This is a genomic window from Butyrivibrio sp. FCS006 (assembly GCF_000424525.1).
Classification (GTDB): Bacteria; Bacillota; Clostridia; order Lachnospirales; family Lachnospiraceae; genus Butyrivibrio.
In genome coordinates this window covers 295,408-311,417 of record NZ_KE384204.1, presented here as the reverse complement: position 1 = coordinate 311,417, position 16,010 = coordinate 295,408, and the positions used below count along the sequence as shown (strand labels likewise).

At 45.0% G+C, this 16,010-nt stretch carries 15 protein-coding genes; 2 read left to right on the top strand and 13 right to left on the bottom strand.

What is annotated here, in order from left to right; translation table 11 throughout:
* Positions 1–131: 131 nt before the first annotated feature.
* The 5 genes from G633_RS0112695 to G633_RS0112675 all read right to left on the bottom strand — a co-directional run bounded on the left by G633_RS0112695 (position 132) and on the right by G633_RS0112675 (position 5,469).
* On the bottom strand, positions 132–1,988 hold the full coding sequence (locus G633_RS0112695) for a flagellar hook-associated protein FlgK (RefSeq protein WP_026520131.1): 1,857 nt from the start codon (positions 1,986–1,988) through the stop codon (positions 132–134).
* 44 nt (positions 1,989–2,032) lie between these two features.
* Complete coding sequence (gene flgK / locus G633_RS0112690) at positions 2,033–3,682, bottom strand: flagellar hook-associated protein FlgK (RefSeq protein WP_207638111.1); 1,650 nt, start codon at positions 3,680–3,682, stop codon at positions 2,033–2,035.
* Between the two features lie 125 nt (positions 3,683–3,807).
* Complete coding sequence (locus G633_RS0112685) at positions 3,808–4,335, bottom strand: flagellar protein FlgN (protein WP_242838871.1); 528 nt, start codon at positions 4,333–4,335, stop codon at positions 3,808–3,810.
* 30 nt (positions 4,336–4,365) lie between these two features.
* Entirely contained in the window at positions 4,366–4,644 is a 279-nt protein-coding gene (flgM, locus tag G633_RS0112680) for a flagellar biosynthesis anti-sigma factor FlgM (RefSeq protein ID WP_022765804.1), read from the bottom strand.
* Positions 4,645–4,929: 285 nt separating this feature from the next.
* The gene (locus tag G633_RS0112675) at positions 4,930–5,469 is read right to left on the bottom strand and encodes a CYTH domain-containing protein (RefSeq protein ID WP_035771389.1); all 540 of its coding nucleotides are present in this window, start codon (positions 5,467–5,469) and stop codon (positions 4,930–4,932) included.
* A gap of 320 nt (positions 5,470–5,789) precedes the next feature.
* Between G633_RS0112675 and G633_RS0112670 the strand changes: the two genes are divergently transcribed.
* Positions 5,790–6,341 (top strand): DJ-1 family glyoxalase III, encoded by a 552-nt coding sequence (locus tag G633_RS0112670; RefSeq protein WP_022770351.1) that lies wholly within the window; start codon positions 5,790–5,792, stop codon positions 6,339–6,341.
* Between the two features lie 249 nt (positions 6,342–6,590).
* Positions 6,591–7,055, top strand: a complete 465-nt coding sequence (locus G633_RS0112665; protein WP_022770353.1) for an Hsp20/alpha crystallin family protein — start codon at positions 6,591–6,593, stop codon at positions 7,053–7,055.
* Positions 7,056–7,128: 73 nt separating this feature from the next.
* Here the strand turns inward: G633_RS0112665 and G633_RS0112660 are convergent, their stop codons facing one another.
* From G633_RS0112660 to G633_RS19395, 8 genes are all read right to left on the bottom strand, one after another.
* On the bottom strand, positions 7,129–8,352 hold the full coding sequence (locus G633_RS0112660) for a 6-phosphofructokinase (protein WP_022770354.1): 1,224 nt from the start codon (positions 8,350–8,352) through the stop codon (positions 7,129–7,131).
* Between the two features lie 227 nt (positions 8,353–8,579).
* Positions 8,580–9,137 carry a rubrerythrin gene (gene rbr / locus G633_RS0112655; protein ID WP_022770355.1) on the bottom strand — a complete coding sequence of 186 codons (558 nt, stop codon included), beginning with the start codon at positions 9,135–9,137 and terminating at the stop codon, positions 8,580–8,582.
* Between the two features lie 705 nt (positions 9,138–9,842).
* Positions 9,843–10,100, bottom strand: coding sequence for a hypothetical protein (locus G633_RS18355; RefSeq protein WP_035771383.1), 258 nt, complete (start codon positions 10,098–10,100; stop codon positions 9,843–9,845).
* A gap of 129 nt (positions 10,101–10,229) precedes the next feature.
* On the bottom strand, positions 10,230–11,318 hold the full coding sequence (locus tag G633_RS0112640) for a glycoside hydrolase family 88 protein (protein ID WP_026520128.1): 1,089 nt from the start codon (positions 11,316–11,318) through the stop codon (positions 10,230–10,232).
* A 9-nt stretch (positions 11,319–11,327) separates the two neighbouring features.
* Positions 11,328–12,854, bottom strand: coding sequence for a lipopolysaccharide biosynthesis protein (locus G633_RS0112635; protein WP_026520127.1), 1,527 nt, complete (start codon positions 12,852–12,854; stop codon positions 11,328–11,330).
* 5 nt (positions 12,855–12,859) lie between these two features.
* Positions 12,860–13,789: an alpha-1,2-fucosyltransferase gene (locus G633_RS0112630; RefSeq protein WP_026520126.1), complete on the bottom strand. Its 930-nt coding sequence runs from the start codon at positions 13,787–13,789 to the stop codon at positions 12,860–12,862.
* 21 nt (positions 13,790–13,810) lie between these two features.
* Positions 13,811–14,998: a polysaccharide pyruvyl transferase family protein gene (locus G633_RS18350; protein ID WP_035771381.1), complete on the bottom strand. Its 1,188-nt coding sequence runs from the start codon at positions 14,996–14,998 to the stop codon at positions 13,811–13,813.
* 1 nt (position 14,999) lies between these two features.
* The gene (locus G633_RS19395) at positions 15,000–15,995 is read right to left on the bottom strand and encodes a glycosyltransferase family 2 protein (protein WP_051200184.1); all 996 of its coding nucleotides are present in this window, start codon (positions 15,993–15,995) and stop codon (positions 15,000–15,002) included.
* Positions 15,996–16,010: the final 15 nt, after the last annotated feature.

Sequence of the window (16,010 nt, the reverse complement as noted above, 5' to 3'; positions counted from 1 at the left end):
GTCAGGAGCTCATTTTCAGAAAATTCTGAAAATGAGCTCCTGACTCCGTCCCCTAGGCTCATCCGAAATTGGACCCCTGACTCCGTCCCCTAGGCTCACCCAGCCCACCAAGGCTCATTTAGCTTCTCAAATTAAACTCCGGTCTGGAGAATCAGTCTGTCATAGATCTCGGTCAGAGTAGAGATCATCTTGGATGAAAGTGTATATGCATTCTGGAATTTAACCAGGTTTGCAGCTTCCTCATCCTCATCAACACCGGTATCTGAAAGTCTCTGGTTGCTGATGGTGTTTTCCAGTGATGTGTATGTATCTTCAAGAGTCTGTGAGTTCGCCTTGTTAAGCGCTATGTCCGCAAGGACCTTTGTAAGGAACTCGCCTGAAGTTGCGCCTCTGAAGACCTTCTCGGTCTTGAACATGTCTTTTAACTTAGTGAGGTTTCCAAACTCGGACTCACCCTCGGTGATATCTGCCTTGGTAGCCAGTCTGTCGGAGTTCTCCAAAAGAACTGAGCTCACCGTAAAGTTACCGCCCCGGAGGTTGTAGTATCCCTTGTTCTCAGAAAGAGTTGTGAGCTGCTCGAAGCTATACTCAGCGCCTGTGCCGGTGTCCATGGATCCCGAAAGAGCAAACACGCCGTTGAGGGAATCTGATGTATAACCGGTGGTCATGATATTGTTGACCTCGCTTGAGAACTGTCTGATCCACTCGTTCATCTGAGCCATGTAGTAAGGAATTCCCTGGTAGCTGTTGGAGTAGCCGATGCTTACATTCTTACCGCCATCGGGAATACTGCTCAGTGTTGTGGAATCTATTTCAAATGTATAAGTAGAATCTCCGTCGTAATCCCAGCTGTCGTACTTATAAGTCTTGGCACCGATCTTGATGGTTCCGTCTGCAGGGATTGTGCACTTATTCATGTCTTTTAAGTAATCGCTGTCAACGTTTACCTTGACCAGCACACTTCCGTCAGGTCTCTGGATAACGCCGCCCTCAGGAGCCTTACCATGGAAGTAGTGCGCATTGTTTCCATCTCGCATTGCTAAAAGACCTTGAAGCTCTCCGCCGATCAGCTGTGAATCCAGCGCAAAATCCGAAAGCTCATTTACATTGTCGCCATCCTTATAATTGGCTGTGCCCCACTTGATATCAAAGAGGCCCTTCACATCGTTCTGGCCTGTTGCGCCGTCATCAGAGCGTGATACGCAGATCATCTGCCTGTATTCATAGGTATCAACCAGCTCGTAAGATCCGCCAACCCAGATCTGATATCTTGTTGCGCCTGTATCTCTGTCGGGCTGTGACTCATCGACGATGGGGCTCTCCTTAACCTCAACTGAGATTATCTTGGAAAGGTCATCGACCAGCATATCTCTTTTATCTCTGAGCTCGTTTGCCTTGCTGCCGGTCATCTCGATGATGTTGATCTGCTTATTTATAGAAGCAACCTCCTGAGCAATGGCACTTACTCTGTCAGCGCAGAGCTTGATCTCTGCATTGACGTCGGCCTGCTCGTTCTGAAGGCTGGTATAAACGTTGTTAAAGTACTCGGTGATACTCTTTAAACTGGACACATAAGCTGACTTAGTCTCGGTGGTTCCTGCTGCTGTTCTTACTGACTCAAGCGCTGCTTCCATCTTGTTGAAAAGAGTTGAGAAACCGGTGGAGCCATCGTCGTTTAAGTACTGCTCAATAAGGCCGTTGTAATAGTTCTTTTGCTGAACGTTACCAAGAAGTGTCTCGTTCTGTCTGAACTTATTGTCGTAGAAGCTGTCCCTGACTCTCTCGATGGCGATCGTGTCAACTCCGGCACCTGCGCATCCATATGTAGCAAAAACTCTCAGAGCATCAGTTGCTTCCTGTGAGACTTTCTGCCTGCTATAGCCGTCTGTATTGGCATTTGATATGTTGTTTGCTGTGGTGTTTAACGCTGCATTGGCTGCTCTAAGGCCTGAAGCTGCAATGTTAAGTCCAAAGAATTGAGATGTCATAGCCTATCTCCTTCGAAAAAAGTTGACGCCTTTAGTTAGCTCTTTTACGAACCAAGTGTAGTAACAAGGTGTTCAAGCATCTCGCTTACTACGTTGATATATCGGCTTGATGCGTTGTATGCATTCTGGAACATGATCATGAATTCCAGCTCTTCGTCGCTTGATACGCCAAGGATCTGCTCTCTTGCTGCCTCTACTGAAGAAACTGTCTGCTCTTGAGCTTCTTTGATGCTGTTGTAGACATCACCTGAGTTTGCTACCTGTGATACAAGGCTGTTGTAATAAGTAACGAAGCTGTTTCTGGTGGTCACGTTCGGATTCAGTGTGTACTGCTCCTTGGTGAAAGCCTCTTTTAACAGAGTAGTTGTAGTGTTGTCCTCGTTTCCATCTATGGTTCTGAATGTGAAAAGAGTGGGCTCCTGTATGAGCTTTGGATTGATCTGTGAGTTCTTTATTGTAAAGCCTGTAAGAACTGTTCCTGCCGGCATGTTCTTGTTGATGTCATAGGTGAGCTTGTCCTCTTCATTTGCACAGATGAAAAGTGTGAAGTCCTTGGCATCGCCCATGGACTTGTCGAGGAATGCGGGATTACTCTCGGCCTGCTCCATGATGTCGTTGATGGAAGTCATGATGTGGTGCACCATCTGGTCGAACTCAGCCTGAACGTTCATAATGACTGACTGTGCAATGTTGCTGTTGTAGAACTCCTGATCTTCCTGTATGTCATGGTAAGTTGCGTTGTGATCGCCTCTTGCAAGAAGGATTGATCTGAGCTTACCTATATCTGTATTGGTTACGGTTGAAATGTTCTGTGTCAGGTCGTAAACATGTGCTCCTTCGATAGAAACTACTGTCTTGGAGCCGTCCCTGTTGTCGACGGTCTTAGCTGCGTATTCCCAGTAAGGAGTTGCATATCCGACACTGCTCTCTAAGGTGGTGTCAATTGCCAGGTGGTTTACGTGATCGCTGGTTACAAATGTGGATCCTTCGAAAAGAACTGTCACATTCCCGAAAACGTCTTCATTATATTCAATCTTTCCGTACTCGGAGAGCTGATCTAAAAGAAGATTTCTCTCATCTCTAAGGTCGTTGGCACTCTCCTGCTTACCTGACTCTATATAAACGATCTCTTCGTTAAGTTCTCTGATCCTGTCGCCGTACTTGTTGATGGTGTCGCACATTCCCTTTACTGTGGAATCCATGTTTTCCTGATATGCAACAAGTCCGTCGTATACGCTTTTTGCTCTTGTTAAAAACTCATTCGCTCTTGTTATGAAAGAGGACTGCGTAACGGCTGAGCAAGGGTCTTTTGCCATCTCCTGAACTGAAACCCAGAGGTTGTTTAAAGAGTCTGCGAATTCCGATCCGTTCATCTCCTGAAGCTGGTCTTCTATCTCTTCAAGGGCCTTTAAGGAAACATCATAAAAAGCCGCCCTTCCTGTCTCTCTTCTAAATGAAAGATCAAGAAAGTCGCTTCTTACCTGTTTACAATTATTGTAATTTACGCCGGTACCAATCTGTTTCCAGGAAATCTGCTCATATTTTCTCTCGAGCGTCTGATATGCTCTTGTTCCCTGAGAAACCTGCTGTCTGGTGTACCCTTCAGTATCCACGTTCGACATGTTATGCGCTGTGGTGTTGAGCGCATTCTGTGAAGTTTGGAGTCCCGATGTACCTACATACAAGTTGGCCATGAGAGACATAATGTATAACCTCCGTGCCCTATTTTAGGCAAAATTTAAGACACTACCGCGAAAAACGGTATTCACCCGGGTGGATTATCTACATGCATCCGTCTCACTTTATGCGTAGTGAGACGTTACTGCTTTGCATCAAACCCGCCCGATGTGTAACCTAAACATTCGCCTGTAGTGTCTGCAGCTCTTGAGTAATTCGCCGTCTGTGGAGCCTGTTTCGCCGCCTGAATGATGTTCATTTCGAACTGAACCATTTCGAGGGAACTTTTGAGCAGTTCCTGGTTCTGTCCGTTTACACGTCTGACATGATCTGCAACCTGAGCGAGTCTGTCGCGTTGCATTGCCAGATTCTTCTGTTCCGTGGGCCTTTTTTCAAGTACCTGGATCAGATCGGTCAGTTTCAATGAATTAACATCCATGTTAAGTACATTTGCTATATCCGTCATGGCTTCTACTCTTTGTTTTTCGAGGCCCTGGATACTTCCTATTATGTACTGCTCCTCATCCGTGATTTCTGCAAGTGCCTCCAGATCACCTTTGATAATGACTGTGGTCTTTTGGCTAGATAATCCCAGTAATTTTTCGTATGCTGATCCCTCTTTGTCGAGGACATCAACAAGATTCTCCATAAGGCTTGCCACTGGAATCATCCTCCTGATATGAAATTGATGCGTGGGCTGTTATGCCAGCTCTTCGAACTTTGCCAGTAACTTATCAGCAAAAGCCTCTCCACTCACATCATAAGTACCATTTTTAATAGCAGCTTTGAGCGATGCAACCTTATCTTCCCTGATATCGGGGGCAGCGCTTACAGCCTGTTTTGCAACCTGGATATCTTTTCCAATCGAAGAAAATGATACAGTATCTCTGATATCATTGGTCTTCTTAGCTGCCTGTGGTTTACCTACTTTGCTGTTTGAGTAAATCTGCTGAACCTGACTGTATGCTTCTATTCGCATATCTTTTCCTCCTTCCCTGGAGTATTTTTTACATTTCTACTACATTTATCGGTAGAAGTTTCCATTACTTTAGTTCTTTTCCCAAAATATTTCCCCCGAAAATTTTAGGAAATTTCATGGTAAAAATACGCTCAGGGTCTTTATTAAAATGTTGTTAGTTTCCCATGTTTCCTTACATTTCGCGGGTTTTGGGTTTGCCTACCCGGTCGTTCCTTCAGTAATTATATCGGAGGGTATGGGAAAAACTTTAGAGTTTTTTAAGAAATTTTTGAAAAAAATATTTGGTCACTGCCTAAGGCTCATCTGGGCGTTGCTGTAACGCTTGTCACCAGTGACGTCCTGATCGAACCAGTCTGCAGGCTTGTAGGCGCTTGCTGCCTCTTCTGATGGGAACTCTACTTCCGCTATTATTGTGCCGTCGTATGGGGCGTCGAAGACGTCGAGTTCTATCTTCAGGGCGCTTTTATCGATTTGCAGGTCTTGGGCATCTGTTTCTGTGAACGCATCTGTATTAAGCGGAATCAGATATCTCTTTTTCCTGATCACATTGCCGTCGGCCTTGGTGAGCATGTGCTCGTAGGAGTCCTTGTCCAGGGGTAGGTTGTATTCTGTGGCACCGATTGGGGCTTCCTGCTGTGGTGATGAGTCTTGCTGCGCGTACATATCCCTGTTCTTGTAGGTCATGTAATATGTGTCATCTTCTCTGCGGACCCTTATGGCAGGTTTCACATTCAGGTACCCCTGCTCAATGACATGGAACGGGTACTTGTCCAGGTCCTTGGGGAGCTCTTTTACAGTGTACTTTCTTTCTATTTCTACGCCCATGTGGATTGTGGCCTCCTTCTTGGATGTATTCAATCCTCTACCTATTGTAATACGAAGGAGCTGTATTGAAAACGTAAATATGCGAAGGCATTACGGTAGGAAGAAAGATCCTGCCTCTATACAGTAAGGCTTTTTGTTTCCATGCAGTAGCATCACGCGAATCATAGCCCTATGTGCAACTGTAGGGAACAAATTATAGTCCTGCAACTCTTCTTGTGCTAGAATTGTTCTTGTGAATGCTATCGCAGGCAAGACATCCATGGCAGAATTACGAAACCAACAAGTTGAAAAATAAAGCAACATTGAGGGAGGAACACGATATGGCAAAGACAGCGATATTCTTAGCAGAAGGATTTGAAGAAATAGAAGCTCTGACCGTTGTTGACCTGCTTCGCAGAGCAGGAATCGAGATAACGACAGCCTCAATCACTGGAAGCAAGCAGGTAACCGGCTCTCACAACATAACTGTAGAGGCCGACGTTCTGCTTTCAGACATTAAATTTGATGAAACAGACATGATAATTCTTCCGGGCGGAATGCCGGGAACCAACAATCTGGATGCCTGCGAACCTCTGAAGACTCAGATCAAGGCCTTCGCCGATGCAGGCAAGAAACTTTCTGCAATCTGCGCAGCACCGAGAGTATTTGGCAAGATGGGTATCTTAAACGGCAAAAAGGCTACCTGCTATCCTGGAAATGAAGAATTCCTCCAAGGCGCTGATCCTCAGACTGACGAAGTTGTAAAAGACGGCAACTTCATCACCAGCCGCGGAATGGGAACTGCAATCCCCTTCGGACTTGCAATCATTGAAGAGTTCCAGGGCAAAGAAGCTGCCGATGACATGGCTAAAAAGATCATTTTCAGACAGTAAAAGGTGTAAATACGATCATCTCCGCAAAAAAATACATAGAAATATATTTGATAAAAATCCCGCAAGCCCAGTGTTTGCAGGATTTTTTGCAGTTTATAATTTCTTTAGAAAAAAACTTGTTGACAATTTGTTCTAGTTGTTCTATAACATACTTGTAACAAGAAATTAGCAGCCGCTACTTGAGAGTGCTAATAAAAAGGATTAAACACTACAACAGAACAAAATAAATATAGAAAAGGAGTGATAATTATGTTGATGCCTATGCTTTGGAGTAACAATGATATTTTTGATGAGATGGATAATTTCTTTAACGATGGATTCTTTGGCGGAAGTGGCCTGATGCCAAGAGAAGCTAAGCCTTTCGATTCCACATCAGGACCTATGAGAACAGACGTTATTGAAAAAGACAACTGCTACCAGCTTGAGGCTGAGCTTCCCGGATTCAACAAGGAAGACATCAAGATTGATCTCAAGAATGACACCTTGACCATCAGCGCTTCTCACAATGAGAACAAGGATGAGAAGGACGAGAACGGCAAGTACATCCGCCGCGAGAGAAGAAGCTCTTCATATCAGAGATCATTCCATGTAGAAGGCCTTAAGCCTGAGGATATCATCGCTCAGTACAGAAACGGTGTTCTTACCGTTAACCTTCCTAAAAAGGAAGCCATCCCTGAGAAGGAAGAAGCTATCCAGATTGAAGTTAAAGATTGATCGCAGTGACCTAAACATAAACATAAGAAAGGCTGTCATACTAAGAACTAGTGTGACAGCCTTTTTCATGTCATTAAAGGGAAATATGCTGTGGCAGACCACCTACAAACATCGGTGTCAGTTCTGCCTGAATAAGAGGATATGCGTAATCAATAAACTCCTGCTTCATCTGAGTGTGGTCCTCGCTGATCCATTCAAGCGGAACCTTTTTCTCGAGGTTTGCAATCTCTGAAATAGGATGAAGTTCTGTGGTGCACTGGTATGGTGCGTTGGAAATTCGCTTTAGTGCCACCATTTCGCCGGTACAGCCTTCGAAAGCGGCCTTCACAGCTGCTCCGCCTACCTGATATGCCTCGGTGATATCTGTTCTGCTGGTAAGGTGACCAGCGCATCTTTGAAGTGTGGACAACTCTATGCAGCGGGTCTTGGTATCAAGCTGCTTGGCAATAGTGTTTGCCAGGAATCGCGCTGTACCCGTCAGGCTCTTGTGTCCGAAAGCATCAACAGCATGAACGTCATCTGAAAGCTCACAAACATAGCGTCCGTCTTCAAGCTTAACACCTTCTGAAACTGCGATCACGATGCTGCTCTTTTTCTCCTGCATCTTTCTGACCTTTTCAACAAATCTCTCCACATTAAAGGGAACTTCGGGAAGGCAGATCATATCAACGCCCTCGCAGTCCCAGCCCTTGGCAAGTGCAGCAGCGGCTGTGAGCCATCCGGCATTTCTTCCCATTATTTCAACTACAGTCACATACTTAGTGCCGTAAACAGTAGCATCCCTGATGATCTCTTTCATCACAACTCCGATATACTTGGCCGCGGAACCATAGCCGGGAGTATGGTCGGTTACTGTAAGGTCGTTATCAATAGTTTTGGGAACGCCAATGAAGCGTATATCACTTCCCTTTCCTGCGCCGTAAGCAGCAAGTTTGTTGATGGTATCCATGCTGTCATTACCACCTATGTAAAAGAAATATCCAATATTCATGGAATCGAGCTTAGCGAAAATTTTCTCATAAAGCTCTTTTGCCCCATCATCATTAATATCGGGAAGCTTGTACCTGCAGCTGCCAAGATAACTTGATGGAGTGCGCTTCAAAAGCTCTATGTCTATCGGCTTTGTGAAGATCTCCACCAGGTCAACATATCTATCTTCCAGAAATCCCTGTATACCGTTGCACATGCCGTAAACATGCTCAGATCCGCGACTCTTTGCCGCCTCAAAAACCCCTGCAAGACTGGAATTGATGACTGACGTCGGTCCGCCGGACTGTCCGACTATTGTATTCTTCATTACCCGTCCCTCCATTTGATTGTTCACTTGATATATAGTTAATTGCTTTATAATAAAATGATAACGTTAAATATATTCTCATGTAAGAGCTTACATTTAAATAAAAATGGTGTTTTTTGAACTATTTGTGTTCTCATCCCAAAGCGGTCCGGATTTCAAAAAACATCAAAAAAGCTGCCACACCATATCGGTGCGACAGCTCTTTTCTATTATCTATTCATATCAAATTAGTAGTTCTGAGCCTTCTTCATGAAGTAAGCCTGAGGGTGATTGCATACAGGGCAAACCTCCGGAGCCTTAGGTCCAACTACGATATGTCCGCAGTTTGAGCACTCCCAGATTGTATCACCGTCAGCAGAGAATACGATTCCGTCCTCGATATTCTTAAGGAGCTTTCTGTATCTCTCCTCATGCTCTTTCTCAATAGCTGCTACCTGCTCGAAGAGATCAGCGATGTCATCAAATCCCTCTTCTCTTGCCTTCTTGGCAAATGAAGGATACATCTCTTTCCACTCGTAAGCCTCTCCGTCAGCTGCTGCATTGAGGTTATCAACTGTTGTACCAATGCCGGAAAGGATCTTGTACCAAAGCTTAGCATGCTCCTTCTCATTAGCTGCTGTAGCCTCGAAGATCTGTCCAATCTGTACATAGCCGTCCTTCTTAGCCTTTGAAGCAAAGTAAGTATACTTGTTGCGAGCCTCAGATTCCCCCGCAAAAGCTGCCATCAAATTCTTCTCAGTCTCAGTTCCCTTAAGTTCATTAGTTCTTGTCTCAAGATTAGCCATAAAATCCCCTTTCTATGCGAGAAACGCATTTACGTTGCCATAGAATCATTCTACCATATTCTCCCATGAAAAAGATATATCATAATTACTACTATGTATCATAATACTACTGTCCTCATCTTATTTTTTATTTGGGACAGTAGTGCAACTTGTTCCTTTTAGCGAAAGGCTACTGTCCTTATGACATTTCTCTTCTGAGACAGTTACTTTTCTGTGCTTTTCAGCCATTTCCCGCACTCTATCAGCAAAATATACAAACATTTTAACTGTCCCGTGGTCATTATTCTTGCAGGACAGTAGTCTATCCCAATATCTTTCCGTTTTTGCTACTGTCTGCAAAAAGATTTCTTCCAGAGACAGTAGTGTCTCACTGAAAAAACTTTATAGATAACTGTCCCATGTATAAAAGCAGTTTTAGACAGTAAATTTTTGATACCTTCCGCATAGTGATGTTAATTTTGAGTCAAAAAAGGTCCACGCGACTCATTGTATGCAATGAGTCAAACTGAAACGTCCCCAGTGTCTCATTTTGAGTCAAACTGAAACGTCCCCGGTGACTCACAATAAAAAAGAGACGTCTGCGAGTGAGGGATTTATCATTTATCAGGCGTCTCCGTAACGGTCTATTCTGTTGTTAGAAATATGCAAATCAAATGGTTACAAGCCAAGGCTCAGGCACCGGTCTTATCTGCTCAGGCACCGGCATTACCTTGCTCCGGCCCAGGTCAGTCCATAGAGCTGTTCCATGAGCTTTCTGAGCTCGTCCTTCATACGGTTGCAGGCTGAAGCCTCATCGACGAAGTTCAGGACTCCGATCTTCTCCTTCTGATCCTGGAAGTAAACTGCCCATCCGCTTTCTGTCTTATCAAGGCAGATTCTGTTCTTGTGTGATCCACCAATCTTGTAGAGCTTACTCGGTACAAGATGTTCCTCAAAATAAGCTTTCAATTCCTTAGTATTCATAGTGCTCCTCCAAAAACCTTTATCAATCAAGTAGTTATCGGCTAACTCACATGTAGTTTTGATTACTACATATAATGTACCACATTACTACTTTTTTGACAAGGCTTGGAAGCGCCCAAAATATCCCTTTTATTCCTCAACATTTCCCAAAGAAAGTGCTGCCAGAGCAGCACCCTGTCCCCAAGGATATGCACCGTAATTCTGATAGTGAACGCCAAAGTCATCGCAGGAACTCAAGGCATTCGTGACCTTTCCGCCATCAGCATTTGTCAAAAGAGCTTGTAGTGACGCCTCCACGTCAGCCCCCTCAGCCCCGGCGCCGTTCAACAGCCCATAAACTATCATTCCCGTAGCCGATGTATCCAGATGCCCGTCAACGGCCTGTACCTGCCATCCGTAGCCGCCCCCTGGTTTCTGATAGGTTAAAAGAACTTTCGACAGCTCCCTATACCATTGAACCAGTGTACTTCCCTGATTCTCCAGTCTGCTCTCGGACCCCTTTACATACTCGGAAAGTCCCATGATAAGCCATCCGGCAGCTCTACCCCAGGACAGGACCCCTCTCTTTTCGCAGATTGCTCCGTCGTCCAAGAGAGCATAGCCATGATACGGAAGTCCGCTCCGCTCGTCCATTCCGTGCTTTAAAAAGTTCTTAAGCTGGAGCCTTGCCAGCTTTCTTGCATCATCCACGCCAAAGGCCTTTGCGTAGGCTGAAAGGAACATTGATGTCTGTCCGATGCCGTCAGCAAAGACATTACAAGCGCTCCTGTCAGCGTTATAGACTATAGTCTCCTCACCATCTCTGGCAGCGCCAAGCAGGTACTTATAAATCCCGTCCGCAATGCTCCTGCACTCAGTTCTGAGCCTTCCTTCCTCAAGCTGCTCATAGAGCCTGATAAAAGCAACACCAGCAAGAGCATCATCTATATAAGAAATCTTCTTATCGTACTTTTCCTTCCAGAGCCTGATATGCCCCAGAAACGCCTCGTCAATCTTACCGACAAGTCCTTCTTCGCCATCCGGCACAGCTCTTTTTCTGGCTTCCGCAAGGCCCAGCAAAAGCATTCCTGCTGGCCAGAACATAGGATCCTTGGTGCGAACACTTCTTCCAAGAGCACTCTTTACCAGGTCTTTTGCCATCTGCCCAAGTGAAACCTCCATTATGGTCTCAAGCTCTGCTATAGCTTCATTTACGATCTGTTTTTCCCTCTCAGTCATTTATCTCCCTCATCTGCCAAGCTTCTCACGGACCTTGCCTGTGAGATACTTAAACTCCTCGCTTCTTCCGTACAGAACAAAGTAAAAGCCGTTGAACAAAACGGTGATGATGATCGCCATCAGTATAAATGTAAGGATATTCAGGTTTGCAAGAACATTAACGCTGATAAGCTGTGAAACCACCAGCACAAACACGAGGCTTGCCAGATACTTCGCAGTATCAACAAAGTAGCTTCCGGCCTTCATATCAAAGCACTCCCTGTAGATGATAATCGGCTTAGTGACATTTGCAATAAGTCCCGAAACTATGGTTCCAATGTAAATACCGGTAATTCCAAGAGGTGTCTGAACCAGCACAATCGAGATCACAAGGTTAACAACTCCCTGGATCAGCGCCAGATACTTATCAGGCTCAAAGACTCCGGCTGCAGTCTTGTAGTTACTAAGAACAATCCTGTCGCCCTTGAAATAATAGTCGATCAGGATGCAGTAAACAGCTGCCGACGTGAGGATCCAGTGATCTCCCAGCCATATCCTTATAAGCGGTGTTAAAAGAACCATGAATCCCACGCAGGAGAATCCATAAATCCAGGATGCGAAGAACCTGTAGACTTTAAACATGGAAAACTGCTTCTCCTTCGATTCAGTTGCAATGAGATTTCCAAAGCTTGAGATAACCGAATTGAAAATTATATTTACGAAATTCGAAACTGTGCTGATGACCATATTGTAGTTATCAACAACACCCGCCATAGCAACTTCCACAAATGTCGAAATGATAAGCGCATCGGTCTGAAGTCTGGCCACATCTCCCACCTTGTGGAAGACCAAAGCCTTAGTCTTCTTCCAGACCTCATCGCTCTCTTCCTTGGAGAGCTTCTCAACATTCTTCTCCTTAAGGAACGGATACATCTTATCCAAAAATTTTGAGACAAAGATCTTCTGAATCAGCTGAACTACAGCATCCGTAAGGAGATAGAGCAGGAAATTCTTAGTCACAATAACAACTATTATTTGAAGGAATACAACAATAACTTTTGTTATTGTAATGATATTGGTCTGAATGTAGTTCTTCTGCTCAGCATTTATGAGGCTGTATTTGTACGCCACAAAATAGCTGCTGACTGTATTAAACAGGAAGATCAGATAGTAGATTGTCAGTTCCCTGACTGATGTATTCTCAGGTGACCTAAGCTTAAAGTACTGAAGGAACGGAGTAAGTAAAAGTCCGACAGCAGCAACAACGCAGGCGATAATAAAGTACGCCTTGCGATAGAGCTGCATATATGACTTGATCTTCTCTTTCTCTCCTCTGGCAACAGGTCCGTAGAGGCTGAAATTCAGCGCTGTTCCGATTCCCAACTCCGCCATGTTAAGGAGTGACAGGATATTTCCGTAAGTTGAGTTGATTCCAAGAAGATCCTCATTTAAGTGCATGATAAAGACAGTTCGCAAAATAAACGACATCAGCGCCGTTGCGATCTGTCCCACATACCCGAAGGCGATATTTCTTGTTGCCGACTTAACTCTTCCCATAGAACTTAGATGATACTTCCTTTTTCGTCCATTAGTATCCAGCCCTTCCAGTAATCATGCATGATCTCCGGATTTACCGGCTGGTTGTTTCTCATTTTATAGGTGCGGATCACCGTCTTGTCAGGCCTCTTGTTGAGCCTTGCTCCCCAGAAGCTGAAGGTGGAATTCGCACAGATATTGCCCTTGCAGTGACTCATGAGCATCAGGTCTTGAACACTGTTCTTGCCGTTGTTCCAGTCAACGATTGTATATTTGCTCTCATCAGAGAACTTCTCGCGAGCGTACTCGTGGTCGCTGGTGAAAATGTAAAAATGTGTATCAGGCTCTTTTACCGTAAAATAGTCCATGGCGCCCTGATAATACTGTTCAGTGGCGATGTTACCCAAAATCTCAACGTTAGATGGATCCAGATAGTCTCCCCTTCTAATGTGAACACTGACAGAAGGCTCTCTCTCCATGCGCTCAGCTAGTGCCATGTTCCTTGCATGAAGATCTGGGTCCGGATGCTCAGGAAAGATGAACTTCTCCTGGAGCTTGTCCATGATGTCCCCGTAATATTTCTGGCAGGCAAAATAGCCCTTTATGTACTTATCCTCCAGCTCAAACACTTCCGGATGGTACATCTCTTTTTCGGAAAAGACCTTTGGATTGGCCTCGTCTCTAAGACCCAGCTTTTTGAGCACCTTACCTGCAATAGCTGCAAATGCGCCTTGCTTAAGAAGAGCATCCCTCTCAAAAGCGCTACACTCCTCATAGTCCGTGCCTCCAAATATCGGAAGCTCAAACTCCCTTGGCGCCAGCATATTCTTCTGAACTTCCGGCTCAAACCAGGACAAGTCCAGTTTTACATCTTTCCCCATTTCGCGAAGCTTGGTGTAAACAGCATACTGCTGCATCTGGTTTCCAAGCCCCCCGGCAATCTGAATTATCAGCATATTATCTCCCCAAAATATTTATTACTTATTTCCCATAATAAACTCATAAGAATGGATCAGCCCCTGCGGATCAGAGAGTTCCTGAACCGGTAAGACATATTTGTCATAAGTTCCAAACAGATCCGTGGCTATTCCCCTGCTCTTTACAGAATATCCTATTACAAGAGTAGGAACTCCTGTACTGTAGGCTGCAATAGTACTGTGAGTTCTCGCCCCAACGAAGAAACTGCACTTTGATATATAGCCCTTTAGAACTTCTGCCGGTGCATCCCCTATAATAACCACGCGCCCGGTGTCCTTGAACTCATTATACAGCTCTGTAAGCGGCTTTCTGTCATCGTTGTTGCTCCAGACAACATGCGGAACTAAGGCGATGTTGTTATCTGTATTTTCCAGAATATAACGGATGAAGTTCCTGTAACTCTCTCTAACAAGTTCCGGATCTCCGGCCCTGTCGAGAACCATGGGACTTAAGTTGATTCCCACAGTCTTTCCCGGAATAAAGCCCTCTAAAGCAGGAGGCTCAGCAGTTTCCATCTCAAAGGCCGGATCCTTACGCAATTCCAGCTTATCCGCTGAAAGTCCTGCGCCAAGCAGAGCATTATAAGATATCGACTCTCTGGCATAAATCCTGTCAAACCTTGTAAGATCCTTTAAAAGAGCTGCATTCTTAAGGGAATCAGGTTCAATAGAACATCCCCAAAGTATAGTCTCAAAGCCTCTTTTAATGAAATAGTCATGGGCCAGTATCAGATCAGGCACCATTTCAGGATAACAATAATTGTCTCCTCCGATGGAGATTGCCAGTGGCTTCTTGTTAACATAAGCCCCGGTATCACTGTATCTGCTACACTCTTTCACATAGTCCCTATAAGCATCCTTGAACCTGTAGCGCATGAAGGACTGCTTATCGCCTGTTATCTTGCGCCATCCATAGTAAAAGACATGAGCCAGAAAATCTCTGTCTATGTGACGCTCCGTGGTAAGCACGCAAAGCCCCTGCTTCTCTAAATCGCCCAGAACATATTTCCTGTCCTCATCCGCGTTATTGGATATGATCACCGGTGCCGGTACCTTCTCCACATCGCACCCCTGCTCAAGCCTCAATCTTTGTATCAGCTTGATGGTGCTGTCTGCAATAGCCTCACACCCATGATTTCCGCTTCCGGCATGCATATATAGAATTATTGGTCTGCTTAAATCTATCATATTATCCTTTTCCTTTGTGCCTGCCATAGAGTTTCAGATACAGTTCAGGACTTAAACGAAACAGCGCAGTCTTGATCTTGTGCCCTAATGGGAGTGCTGCAAACACCCCTTGTGTCTTAAGCGCATGCTCTATCTGTCCCTTGGCCTCATCAACTGCAAGCCTTGCCAGGTCGTTATCTCTTTTATCATCATCAAGAACCGCCACCTTGCCAATCACAAGAAAAGCTGTCAGAATCTGACTTACAGAAAGCGAAACAAACGCATCCCTGCTCATCTCATTCTTATAGGGCAGGAGTTTCTCCTCCGCCTCTCTCCAGGATATGATCTCGCCCAGATAGCTCTCCTTGAACTCCTGCTTCATAGCTCCGGTAGCATTCTCAGTGTAAATATAGTTCCCATCCTCAATGCACTTTATGGTATGTCTTTTCCCTTGAAAAATCGCAAAGTCCAAAAGGAACAGAAGATCCTCGCCGATTGCCAGGCCCTCCTTGAAGCGGATATGCCCTTCCTCAATGCTCTGTCTCTCAAAGAGCTTGCCCCAGACATGGGTGTTGCGATCAAGGACCGAGTTCTCGATGTACTGAAAGCCGCTGAGCTTGGTATTTCCGTTAAAAGACCTTGTCTCGTCCACAAGGCTCGTACCCTCATCCGCATACTTCATCAGAGTCTCAAGGTATCCTGCCTTGACCTCGTCGTCAGAGTCCACAAAAACCACAAACCTACCGCTTGCATGCTCAAGGCCTATGTTTCTGGCGTGTGACACCCCGTGGTTCCGCGTATGCATAACCTGCACCCGGCCATGTTCATCCTCTTTTGCAAGACGGTCGCATATTTCAGATGAGCCGTCAGTTGACCCATCATCCACCAGAATAACCTCGATCTCGCCCTCTTTAACAAACTTCTGATTTAAACAAGATAAGACACACCTATCCAGTGTGTCTTTAGCCTGATAGACAGGAATTATTATGCTGACCAATATCTCCCTGTTTTCTTCCATACTACTCCCAAAAAC

Excerpts from the sequence above, each read along its gene's own strand:
- G633_RS0112695 (WP_026520131.1), bottom strand. The coding sequence starts at position 1,988 with ATGACATCTCAATTCTTTGGACTTAACATTGCAGCTTCAGGCCTTAGA.
- flgK (WP_207638111.1), bottom strand. The coding sequence starts at position 3,682 with ATGGCCAACTTGTATGTAGGTACATCGGGACTCCAAACTTCACAGAAT.
- G633_RS0112685 (WP_242838871.1), bottom strand. The coding sequence starts at position 4,335 with ATGATTCCAGTGGCAAGCCTTATGGAGAATCTTGTTGATGTCCTCGAC.
- flgM (WP_022765804.1), bottom strand. The coding sequence starts at position 4,644 with ATGCGAATAGAAGCATACAGTCAGGTTCAGCAGATTTACTCAAACAGC.
- G633_RS0112675 (WP_035771389.1), bottom strand. The coding sequence starts at position 5,469 with ATGGGCGTAGAAATAGAAAGAAAGTACACTGTAAAAGAGCTCCCCAAG.
- G633_RS0112670 (WP_022770351.1), top strand. The coding sequence starts at position 5,790 with ATGGCAAAGACAGCGATATTCTTAGCAGAAGGATTTGAAGAAATAGAA.
- G633_RS0112665 (WP_022770353.1), top strand. The coding sequence starts at position 6,591 with ATGTTGATGCCTATGCTTTGGAGTAACAATGATATTTTTGATGAGATG.
- G633_RS0112660 (WP_022770354.1), bottom strand. The coding sequence starts at position 8,352 with ATGAAGAATACAATAGTCGGACAGTCCGGCGGACCGACGTCAGTCATC.
- rbr (WP_022770355.1), bottom strand. The coding sequence starts at position 9,137 with ATGGCTAATCTTGAGACAAGAACTAATGAACTTAAGGGAACTGAGACT.
- G633_RS18355 (WP_035771383.1), bottom strand. The coding sequence starts at position 10,100 with ATGAATACTAAGGAATTGAAAGCTTATTTTGAGGAACATCTTGTACCG.
- G633_RS0112640 (WP_026520128.1), bottom strand. The coding sequence starts at position 11,318 with ATGACTGAGAGGGAAAAACAGATCGTAAATGAAGCTATAGCAGAGCTT.
- G633_RS0112635 (WP_026520127.1), bottom strand. The coding sequence starts at position 12,854 with ATGGGAAGAGTTAAGTCGGCAACAAGAAATATCGCCTTCGGGTATGTG.
- G633_RS0112630 (WP_026520126.1), bottom strand. The coding sequence starts at position 13,789 with ATGCTGATAATTCAGATTGCCGGGGGGCTTGGAAACCAGATGCAGCAG.
- G633_RS18350 (WP_035771381.1), bottom strand. The coding sequence starts at position 14,998 with ATGATAGATTTAAGCAGACCAATAATTCTATATATGCATGCCGGAAGC.
- G633_RS19395 (WP_051200184.1), bottom strand. The coding sequence starts at position 15,995 with ATGGAAGAAAACAGGGAGATATTGGTCAGCATAATAATTCCTGTCTAT.